This is a genomic window from Corynebacterium sp. HMSC29G08 (assembly GCF_001806875.1).
Taxonomy (GTDB): domain Bacteria; phylum Actinomycetota; class Actinomycetes; order Mycobacteriales; family Mycobacteriaceae; genus Corynebacterium.
The window spans coordinates 1-9,912 of record NZ_KV786266.1 but is presented as its reverse complement, the minus strand read 5'-3'; the positions used below and the strand labels follow the sequence as shown (position 1 = coordinate 9,912).

The following is a 9,912-nucleotide window of genomic DNA, read 5'->3' as shown; positions in this document are numbered from 1 at the left end:
GTGTGCGCGTCTATGACCCGCAGGCCATGGACAATGCGCGCAAGGTGTTCCCAACGCTTGATTACGCCTCTTCGCTTGAAGACGCCTTACGCAACGCCGAACTTGTCATCCTCGCAACCGAATGGCAGGAGTTTAAGGAGATGGAGCCGGGGTGGGTTGCGGGGGTCGTCGATAAGCAAAAGCTCATTGATGGCCGCAATGTGCTGCCAACGCAGACCTGGCGGGCGGCCGGCTGGGACATCCAAGCGCTGGGGCGTGGCGGCCAAAAATAGGACCGCGTTTTGTCTCACTATGTGGGCACCGTTAGGGCATGATTAGGCGCATGGCTAAGGAGAAGTCCGGAAACTTTGGCAAGGTTGCCGTCGGCACGGTTGCGGCGGCGTTGGGTGGCGTGGCCATCCATGACCTGACACAGGTCAAGAACCCGATTCTGCGTAACTACCCTGTCCTTGGGCACATGCGCAACATGCTGACTGACATTGGCCCGGAGCTACGTCAGTACTTCATCGAGCGTGACTGGGATGGTCGCCCATTCAACCGTGACCAGCGCAACGCCATCTATGAGCGTGCGAAGGGCAAGCAATCCGAGACATCCTTCGGTACGGTGCAGGACGTCTACGCCACCAACCATGAGCACCTGGTGCACACACTCGCTCCGGTTGAGACGCCGGATGAGCCGCCACGCATCCTTGTCGGTGGCAAAGACTGTGCCAAGCCGTACTCGATTTCCATGCTGAACGTGTCCTCGATGAGTTTCGGCTCCCTGTCTAAAAACGCGGTGCGCTCCTTGAACAAGGGCGCAGCCATGGGCGGGTTTGCACACAATACGGGTGAAGGTGGCGTGTCGTCGTACCACCAGGAATTTGGTGGTGACCTGGTGTGGCAGATGGGTACCGGCTACTTCGGTGCGCGCACGCCGGACGGTGATTTTGATCCGGTGAGGTTCCGCGACAAGGCCGCAGATGACCAGATCAAAATGGTTGAACTCAAGATCAGCCAAGGCGCGAAGCCGGGTATCGGTGGGGTGCTGCCAGCGGATAAAATCACCAGAGAGGTCTCCGAAATCCGCGGCGTTCCCATGGGACAAGACTGCATCAGTCCCGCAGGTCACCGCGTGTTTAGCACTCCGGTGGAGTTGATCGAGTTCATTGCTAAGATGCGCGAGCTTTCTGGCGGCAAACCGGCCGGCTTCAAACTGTGCGTCTCTAGCCGCAGGGAAGTGCTGGCCATCTGCAAGGCGATCCGTGAGGTTGGCACCGCACCGGATTTCATTGTTGTGGACGGCTCCGAGGGCGGCACCGGTGCAGCACCGATCGACTTTGAGGACCACATGGGCATGCCGCTGACGCACGGCCTGATGACGGTACACAACGCCCTTGTTGGCACCGGACTGCGCGACCAGATCAAAATCGGCGCCTCCGGCAAGGTGGCGGGTGGCTCCGACATTGTCATGCGTATGATCCAGGGCGCGGACTACACCAACTCCGCCCGCGCCATGATGATGGCGGTTGGTTGCATCCAGGCACAGCGCTGCCACACCGGCGAATGCCCGGCCGGCGTTGCCACCCAGGACCCGCGCCGCAACCGCGCCGTTGTGGTTAAGGACAAGGCCCAGGCGGTGTACAACTACCACCGCACCACCGTCAACACCGCGGTGCGTCTCATGGCGTCCATGGGCGTCACCGACCCGGCTGATCTGTCGCCTGACATGCTGCGCCGAAACGTATCGCCGACGGATTCACGTTCCTACGCCAACATCTACGAGTGGTTGCGCCCAGACCAGCTGCTGGAAGATCCCCCGTCATCCTGGGCACCCGACTGGAAGGCCGCCTCACCGGACACGTTCCGTCCGGTGTAGGTCCGGAGTAGGGGGCAGCCGCTAGTGCTGGTGGTAGTCGCTTAAGAAGTTGCCCAGGCGCTCGATGGCGTTTTCCAGTTGGGACGCCCACGGCAGGGTAACCACGCGGAAGTGGTCCGGGGTGGGGTAGTTAAACCCGGTGCCCTGGACCATGAGGATCTTCTCGGATTTGAGCAGGTCCAGCATGAAACGTTCGTCGTCGTGGATGTTGTACATCTCGGCGTCGATCTTGGGGAAGCAGTACAGCGCACCCTTCGGCTCCACAACGGAGATGCCCGGGATTTCACGTAGCTTCTGCACCGCAGTGTCGCGCTGCTTGTGCAAACGCCCACCTTCTGCGGTCAGCTCGTAGATGGACTGGCGGCCGCCAAGTGCCACCTGGATCGCATGCTGACCAGGCACGTTGGCGCACAAACGGGTGCCGGAAAGCAGGTCCAGGCCCTCAATGAAGCCTGCCGCACGACGACGCGGACCCGTAATAATCATCCAGCCCGAACGGTAACCGCACACGCGGTACGCCTTGGACAGGCCATTGAACGTCACGCACAACAAGTCGGGGGCGACTTCGGCCATGGAGATGTGCTGTGCACCGTCATAAAGCACGCGGTCATAAATTTCGTCCGCAAGCACCATCAGCTCATGCTCACGGGCAATGTCAGCAATGGCCTCAAGAGTCTCACGCGAGTACACCGAACCTGTCGGATTGTTCGGGTTGATCACCACAATCGCCTTGGTGCGCGGCGTGATCTTAGAGCGGATATCCTCCAGCGACGGGTTCCAGTCGTCCTCCTCATCACACATGTAGTGGACCACCTTGCCGCCGGCCAGCGTCGAAGCAGCAGTCCACAGAGGATAGTCGGGGGCGGGGATGAGGATCTCGTCACCGTCGTTAAGCAGGGCCTGAGTGACCATACTGATCAGCTCACTGACGCCATTGCCCAGGTAGACATCATCAACGTCAAAATCCGGGAAGTTCTCAATCGTCTCGTAGCGGGTCACCACCGCGCGACGTGCGCTGATGATGCCTTTGGACGTGGTGTAGCCCTGCGACGTTGGCAAATTGGCAATCATGTCACGCATGATGACGTCCGGCGCCTCAAAACCGAAGATGGCCGGGTTGCCAGTGTTGAGCTTCAAGATGGTGTGGCCGTCACGCTCCATCTGCTCCGCAGTCGCCGTCACCGGGCCGCGGATGTCATAGAAGACGTTCTTGAGCTTTTCCGCCTGATCAAAATGGCGGTGCTTTTTCAACTGCTTCTTCACCTTCTTTTTGCTGTTACCGTTTTTCGCCATGTGGCAATACTAGTCCCGCGGCTTGAAACGGTTCATCGTTTGCTGCGCTACGTTCAACGCATCCCCCGTCAGTCGGTCAATCTGCGCCTTGCGCTCCAGCTTTCGCTGCGCCAACTCGTAGGCATGGGACTGCTCAAGCTCCAACTGGCGCGCACGAACTACCCGGCGGCGCTGCTTCTCCAACTCACGGATGGTGGGCTGATACCAGTGATCCGGCCCGACCTTCATCACATACAGCAGCACAAACAGCGTTGGAATAACAAACATCAGCAGGCTCGACAACAAGGTCAGCGTCATTGCTTGCGCAACAATACTGCCAGCGATCGTGCCCAACGTACCCAAGCAGAACACGCCCGCGCGGGTCTTTTGACCCTGCCTGCGCGCAACTACGATCTCGCGCGCCGAGTACAGCTTGTCCGCACCCTGGCCGCCAAACTCCACAGGCTGCAACCCGCTTGCGGGCTGCGTGCTCGGCGGGGCCGAGGGAAGGTCCGCCAAAATCGGGCGCAGGTCATTGTTCGTCTGCGCGCTTGCAACCTGGTTGCAGCGCTGGTCGAACTCGTCCATGGTCAACCGGCCCTCGCCGAGTGCGCGGCCAAGGGTGTCCATGGCGTGCATACGCTCAGCGTCGCCGATCCTCATATTGCCGTAGGGAGTGCTCACAGTCTCAATATCCTAGCGGCCTCGCTGGTGTCCTACTGCCAGCGCTGGTCAACACCAGTCACACGGTCAGCGTAACGCTGTTGGGAAGCGGCATACTCCTCTTCCGGCAGCTGGTAGAAGTACACACGTGGCAGCACAGCCTCGACCTTGTCCAGGTACGTGGTCACAAACGCGTCAACCTCATCGCGCCGAGCAGCATCCTCGCTGACGTAGATGAACAGCGGCCGCGCCAGCGGGTAGTTGCCGCTACGCGCCTCGTCTAAGGAGGGGGCAACGCCGTCCACCAGCACATTATCGATGTGGGTGCGCGTGGGATCTTCCGCGGCTAAGTAATTGCCAATGCCCATGAAGCTCAACGCATTGACGTCTTCAGCAGCCCAACCTGAAAGCTCCTGAATGTCATCGGTGGCCTGGTAGTCATCACGAATCTCATCGTTTCCAAGCACCAGCTGCTGGAAAACATCCAAGGTGCCGGATCCTTCGCCCAGATGTCGGCACACTGCTGCGCCATGTCCGCAGGAACGGGCACGGAAGAGTCATTGATGTCAGCATCGCCCGTGCCGCAAATGCGAGTGGCTTACGCCTCGTTTTTGCCCTTGCCCATCTCGTCGCGGAACTCACGCAGCAGCTTGAACAGGTTGCTCCACGAGCCCTTCGTGTTAGCCCAGTATTCCGGGAAGTGCTCCAGCTCTTCCTCTTGCTCCGGGGTGATGTTCGGGTTGATCTTTCGACCGTCGTGCCGTGCTTCAAGCTCCGAGCGGAGCTCCTCTGCAGTCTCTTCAAGCTCTTGCAGCAGGGCTTGCAGCGCCTGATCCGGTGCCTCGTTGCGGATGAGCTTGTCCGCCAACGGCGACAGGTCTGGGGTTTCGTTGTCCTCTGGGTTGCTTGTATTCATGAGGTGGTTCCTTTGAAGTCTTTAGGTCAGCGCGTTAGAGATCACAACAGCAACAATCGGGAGGATGAAGAAAACGCCACCGATCCAAGCCACGACGTAGAGCTTGTTCTTGGTTGCCAGCTCTGCCAACCAGTCAGAACACAGCGGCGGCAGCTTGCGCATGAACGGCACGCCCAAGATCAGGATTGCCGCAAACGTGTTGAACAAGGTGTGCACCAAAGCACCGGCCATTGCGGCCTCCGCCTCAGCACCGGATGCGGAGAACGCCGCGATCAAGCCCGTCACCGTGGTACCAATGTTGGCGCCCACCACAAAGGGGAACAGCGTGCGAACCTCAAACTTGCCCGACGCCGCCAGTGGCACCGTCAGGGCCGTGGTGGTGGAGGAGGATTGCACCAAGGTGGTGATCGTTGCGCCGGAAAGCACACCGACGAACGCGTTCTTACCCAGCGCGGCGTACAGGATCTCCTGTGCCTTGCCAACCAGCAGGGCAGTCAGGATGTTGCCGATGAACTGGATGGAAAACAGGATCAGCACAATACCCACGACGGCAAGGGCCACGCCTCCCCAGACATCTCCAAGCGGGGCAGCCAACATGCCGGCCAGGCCCACGAGCGGTTCCGTGATCAGGTCAATGAAGTCACCGATCGCCTCGAAGATGCCGGAGACAACACCATCACCCTGACCGGATAGGGACGGCGAGATGCTGGTTGCAGTTTTACCCAAGAAGCCGGTGAAGATCTCCAGTGGGAAGAAGATCAAGATGGCGATCAAGTTGAAGAAGTCATGCACCGTGGCCATCGAGAAACCACGCTGGAACTGCTTCTTGTTACCCGCCAGGCCAAGCGCCACCAGCGTAGAGGTCACCGAGGTACCCATGTTGGCGCCGAACAGCATTGGGATGGCAATATTCAACGGCAGGCCACCCGCGATCATGCCCACCACAATGGAAGTGGTGGTGGAGGAGGACTGAATGATTGCGGTGGCCACAATGCCAATGGCAAGGCCCACAAACGGGTTCTCCGCAAAGGAGAACAGTTCCTGGGCGCGATCGCCGGCAATGCCCTTAAAACCATCGCCGATCATGCCCACGCCGTTGAGCAGGATCCAGACGCCCAACAGCACGGCAACCCAGTTAGCTACCTGCTTTGCCGTGCCAGTGAAGGGGAGGAAACCGAGGGGATCTTTATGTTCGGCGTCATCCTCAGCTGCGCGGACGTTGTCCGAGGAGGGGGATTGGCGCCTCATGTTCGCTTCCTTGATGCTCATGCCTACTGCTTCTCGCTGCTTTCGACTGGGGTAAAACAGGTTTGAGCGGTTTCAAACCATCTACCGCATAATGCCGTCGGCAACGGTACACGGCGCGAACGAACGCAAAGTGAGATCAAAGTGAACTTTAGGCAAACAAGTTCAAGCCGGGTTACATCGCCTTATGCATCTCGTAGTACGCACCGCGTTTCCGCAGGAGATCGGCGTGCGAGCCCTGCTCCACAATCTTTCCGTCGCGCATGACAATGATCACATCCGCGTCCCTAATCGTGGACAGACGGTGAGCGATGACAAAACTGGTGCGGTTAGAGCGCAACGCGTTCATCGCGTGCTGCACCAAAACCTCGGTGCGGGTGTCCACGGAAGACGTCGCCTCATCCAGAATCAGCAGCGTCGGCTGAGACAAGAACGCACGCGCAATGGTGATCAGCTGGCGCTCGCCGGCGGAGATCGAGCCGCCGTCCTGGTCCACCACCGTGTCGTATCCATCCGGCAGAGCATGCACGAAACGGTCCACATACGCTGCCTTCGCCGCAGCCATGACCTCCTCATCAGTTGCGTCCAGGCGGCCGTAGCGGATGTTTTCCATGATCGTGCCCTTAAACAGCACCGCATCTTGCAGCACCATGCCGATGTGGCCGCGCAGCTGTTCGCGGGACAGATCGTTGATGTTGACGCCATCGAGCGAAATAGATCCGGTGTCCACGTCGTAGAAACGCATGATCAGATTCACCAGCGTGGTTTTTCCTGCGCCGGTCGGACCGACAATGGCAGCGGTCTGTCCGGGCTCAACGCGTAGGTTCAAGTCTTGGATCAGCGGCTGGATCAGCGGCTGCGCATCAGCGGTTTCCTTGTCGTAGGAGAAGGAAACGTCCTTAAACTCCACGAGCCCGGTCGGGTTGTTCAGGTGTGCGGTGGCTGTGTCGGAAGGCTCCTCTTCCGCATCCAGCAACTCAAAGACGCGCTCCGCGGAAGCCACGCCGGACTGCAGCATCTGCATCATGCCCGCCAGCTCGCCTAAGGGTTGGTTGAATTGGCGGGAGTATTGGATGAACGCGGTGGCGTCGCCAAGCGAAATGCGCCCAGAAGCAACCTTCACCCCGCCAAGCACCGCAATAACCACGTACGAAAGATACGAGATGAACTGCATGATCGGGTGCATCGAGTTCGCCAAAAACTGCGCCTTCTGCGCGGCCCCAGCAAGCTCATCGTTGCGCTTGGCAAACTCATCGCGCAGCTGATCCGTGCGGCCGAAGATCAACGCCACATCATGGCCGGAGAAGGACTCCTCCACGTGCCCATTCACATCCCCCGTGGCCTTCCACTGGGTGGTGAACTGCTTCTGCGAGCGCGTGCCCACAACCGCCATGACCAGGCCCGTCAGCGGAATTGACAGCAGCGCAACCAATGCTAGCTGCCAGGAGATCGCGAACATCATCACCAAGATGCCAACCACGGTCAAAAGCGCGTTGAACAGGGAAGACAAGGCCTGCTGGAGCGCCTGCTGGATGTTGTCAACGTCATTGGTGGTGCGCGACATCACGTCGCCACGCTGGCGCGTGTCAAAGTAACGCAACGGCAGACGGTTGATCTTCGCCTCCACCCGCTCACGCAGGTCAAACACCGCACGCATGGTCAGCCGGTTCAAGATCGCCCCCTGGGCCCACATGAGTATGGACGATCCCACGTACAGCCCCAGAATGATCAGAATCAGCGTGCGCAGGCGATCGAAGTTCACACTGGCGTTCGGCGCCATCGCGCCCGTGAAAATCACATCCACGGCCTGGCCCATTACCCGCGGGGCGTACACCCCCAACAACACCGACGCTGCGTTCATCACAAACACAGCAACAAGCGCCGCCTTAAACGGTGCTAGCAACCCCAACAGGCGCTTCGCCGATGGCCAGAAGTGCTTCGCTTTGCGCGGCGCCTTGTTGGAGAAGTCATCACCAGCCATCTTCTCTTCGTACTCGGCGAGCTGGTCGTCCGTCATGTGCTGACTCATGCGCTGACCTCCGCCTGGCTACGCTCGATCTCGCGATACGTCTCGCTCGACTCCAGCAACTCCTCATGCGTGCCCCGCGCAACAATGCGCCCAGCATCCATCACCAAAATCTGATCCGCGTGCTTGATGCTGGCCACCTTCTGCGCCACCACGATCACCGTCTTATCAGCAACAATGTTGCTAAGCGCCGCGTTCAAGTTGGCCTCCGTCTTGGCGTCGAGGGCGCTAAATGAGTCGTCGAAGATCAGCACATCCGCATCCGCCACCAGCATTCGTGCGATGCACAAACGCTGCCGCTGACCACCAGAAACGTTGGTGCCGCCCTGGGAGATCGGCATGTCCAGGTTCTCAACAAACGTCGCCTGGGCCACGCGAAGCGCCTCCCACAGCTGCTCATCGGTCGCGTCCGGGTTGGCCATGCGTAGGTTCGTTGCCACAGTTCCCGAGAACAGCCAGGGTTTTTGTGGGGTGGCGGCAACGGTGGCGTCGATTAGCAAATGCCCCGAAGTTGGGGAGTACAACCCCGGAATCAACCCAACAAGCGTGGACTTTCCGGCACCCGTCGAGCCGATGATTGCGGTGGTTGTGCCGGGGGTCGCCCTAAATGTGATGCCCTGAAGCACCGGCAGCTCCGCACCCGGGTAGGTGTAGGACACATCCTGGAATTCGATGGAGCCCTTTTTGCTTGCCGACGCCCACGTTGTCTCCCCCTGCGCCTGCCTAGTATCCCTATAGCCGAGGACCTCGCGTATACGCGTGGCACAGACGAGGGCGCGCGGCAGCATCATGAGCATGAACACGCCCATCATCACCGCCATGAGAATCTGCATCAAGTACTGCATGAACGCAGTCAACGCGCCGACCTCAACCAGTCCGCTGTCCACCCTGTGGCCGCCAAACCACAACACGGCGGCGGTGGCCACGTTGAGAATCAGCATGATTACCGGGAACATGGTGACAAACACGCGGCCAATGTTCAGGGACAGCCTCGTGATGTCCTGGTTTGCCTGGGTGAAACGCCTCGCCTCGTGCTCCTCGCGGCCGAAGGCACGGACGACTCGGATGCCGGCAATCTGCTCCCGGAGCACTCCATTGATGTTGTCCAGCTTCGCCTGCATCTTCTTAAACATGGGCATCAGCACCGCCGCGATGATAGCAACCACCACGGTCAGCGTGATCACCGCCGTGACCACCAGCCAGGACATGCCGGCGTCCTGGCGCAGCGCCATGATGATGCCGCCAACCGCCATAATCGGCGCGGTCACCATGAAGTTCATAAACAGCAGGAACGTCATCTGCACCTGCTGTACGTCATTCGTCGCACGCGTCACCAACGTCGGCGTGCCAAAGTGCGACATGTCTTCCGCGTTGAAGCCGCTGACCTTGGAAAACACCGCCTCGCGGATGTCGCGACCCGTTTGCATCGCTACTTTCGACGCAAACCACACCGCCCCAATCGCCGTCAGGACTTGCGCAAACGCCACGAATAACATCGTTCGGCCGGTGCGCCAGATGTACGGCACGTCCCCGGCTGCCACGCCGCGGTCAATGATGTTGGCGTTCAGGTCTGGCAACGACAGCGTTGCCAACGTTGTGAGGAGTTGCAGCGCTATCACAAGGGCGATTGCCCAGGCGTAGCGTTTGCCAAACCTACTGGTCAGGCGAATCAAATCCACCACGGCCTCGATTCTGTTGATGATTGTTGGTGGTTTCTAGGGTTTCAGCCTTTTGAACCTACCGGTTATTCCTGGGACACCGCTCTCCACACACAGTCAAGGAATTCAGAAAGAATTCAGAGCGGCGCTGTCAAACCTGAATTTGTTTCCCGAAATCAGGCAAAGAATTCAGTATCCCCAGGTCGCCGAGAGGGCGAGCCCAAAGGAATTCAGGATCCGCTGTTGCGACCGGCTATTTGGTAGCAGTGTCGTG

General features: G+C 59.4%; 9 protein-coding genes. 2 read left to right on the top strand and 7 right to left on the bottom strand.

Annotation, left to right across the window (positions count from 1 at the left end; genetic code table 11):
* Both HMPREF3101_RS12450 and HMPREF3101_RS09095 read left to right on the top strand, forming a co-directional pair.
* Window positions 1–272, top strand: a 272-nt coding sequence (locus HMPREF3101_RS12450; RefSeq protein ID WP_246816715.1) for a UDP binding domain-containing protein, incomplete at its 5' end; no start/stop codon positions are given.
* A 50-nt stretch (window positions 273–322) separates the two neighbouring features.
* Window positions 323–1,858, top strand: coding sequence for an FMN-binding glutamate synthase family protein (locus HMPREF3101_RS09095; RefSeq protein WP_246816714.1), 1,536 nt, complete (start codon window positions 323–325; stop codon window positions 1,856–1,858).
* Window positions 1,859–1,879: 21 nt separating this feature from the next.
* Here HMPREF3101_RS09095 and HMPREF3101_RS09090 read toward each other — a convergent pair whose 3' ends face one another.
* From HMPREF3101_RS09090 to HMPREF3101_RS09060, 7 genes are all read right to left on the bottom strand, one after another.
* Complete coding sequence (locus HMPREF3101_RS09090; RefSeq protein WP_070464623.1) at window positions 1,880–3,151, bottom strand: pyridoxal phosphate-dependent aminotransferase; 1,272 nt, start codon at window positions 3,149–3,151, stop codon at window positions 1,880–1,882.
* 9 nt (window positions 3,152–3,160) lie between these two features.
* Window positions 3,161–3,814, bottom strand: a complete 654-nt coding sequence (locus HMPREF3101_RS09085; RefSeq protein ID WP_083280190.1) for a DUF1707 SHOCT-like domain-containing protein — start codon at window positions 3,812–3,814, stop codon at window positions 3,161–3,163.
* A gap of 32 nt (window positions 3,815–3,846) precedes the next feature.
* Window positions 3,847–4,281, bottom strand: coding sequence for a type 2 periplasmic-binding domain-containing protein (locus tag HMPREF3101_RS09080; protein ID WP_070464619.1), 435 nt, complete (start codon window positions 4,279–4,281; stop codon window positions 3,847–3,849).
* Between the two features lie 110 nt (window positions 4,282–4,391).
* On the bottom strand, window positions 4,392–4,709 hold the full coding sequence (locus HMPREF3101_RS09075) for a hypothetical protein (RefSeq protein ID WP_070464616.1): 318 nt from the start codon (window positions 4,707–4,709) through the stop codon (window positions 4,392–4,394).
* 21 nt (window positions 4,710–4,730) lie between these two features.
* The gene (locus tag HMPREF3101_RS09070) at window positions 4,731–5,978 is read right to left on the bottom strand and encodes a Na/Pi symporter (RefSeq protein WP_083280189.1); all 1,248 of its coding nucleotides are present in this window, start codon (window positions 5,976–5,978) and stop codon (window positions 4,731–4,733) included.
* A 151-nt stretch (window positions 5,979–6,129) separates the two neighbouring features.
* Window positions 6,130–7,983 (bottom strand): ABC transporter ATP-binding protein, encoded by a 1,854-nt coding sequence (locus HMPREF3101_RS09065; protein WP_070464615.1) that lies wholly within the window; start codon window positions 7,981–7,983, stop codon window positions 6,130–6,132.
* Window positions 7,980–9,659 carry an ABC transporter ATP-binding protein gene (locus HMPREF3101_RS09060; protein ID WP_070464632.1) on the bottom strand — a complete coding sequence of 560 codons (1,680 nt, stop codon included), beginning with the start codon at window positions 9,657–9,659 and terminating at the stop codon, window positions 7,980–7,982. The genes HMPREF3101_RS09065 and HMPREF3101_RS09060 overlap by 4 nt, the downstream gene beginning before the upstream one ends.
* Window positions 9,660–9,912 lie beyond the last annotated feature (253 nt).

Coding starts and splice junctions, on each gene's coding strand:
- HMPREF3101_RS09095 (WP_246816714.1), top strand. CDS start 323: ATGGCTAAGGAGAAGTCCGGAAACTTTGGCAAGGTTGCCGTCGGCACG.
- HMPREF3101_RS09090 (WP_070464623.1), bottom strand. CDS start 3,151: ATGGCGAAAAACGGTAACAGCAAAAAGAAGGTGAAGAAGCAGTTGAAA.
- HMPREF3101_RS09075 (WP_070464616.1), bottom strand. CDS start 4,709: ATGAATACAAGCAACCCAGAGGACAACGAAACCCCAGACCTGTCGCCG.
- HMPREF3101_RS09070 (WP_083280189.1), bottom strand. CDS start 5,978: ATGAGCATCAAGGAAGCGAACATGAGGCGCCAATCCCCCTCCTCGGAC.
- HMPREF3101_RS09065 (WP_070464615.1), bottom strand. CDS start 7,983: ATGAGTCAGCACATGACGGACGACCAGCTCGCCGAGTACGAAGAGAAG.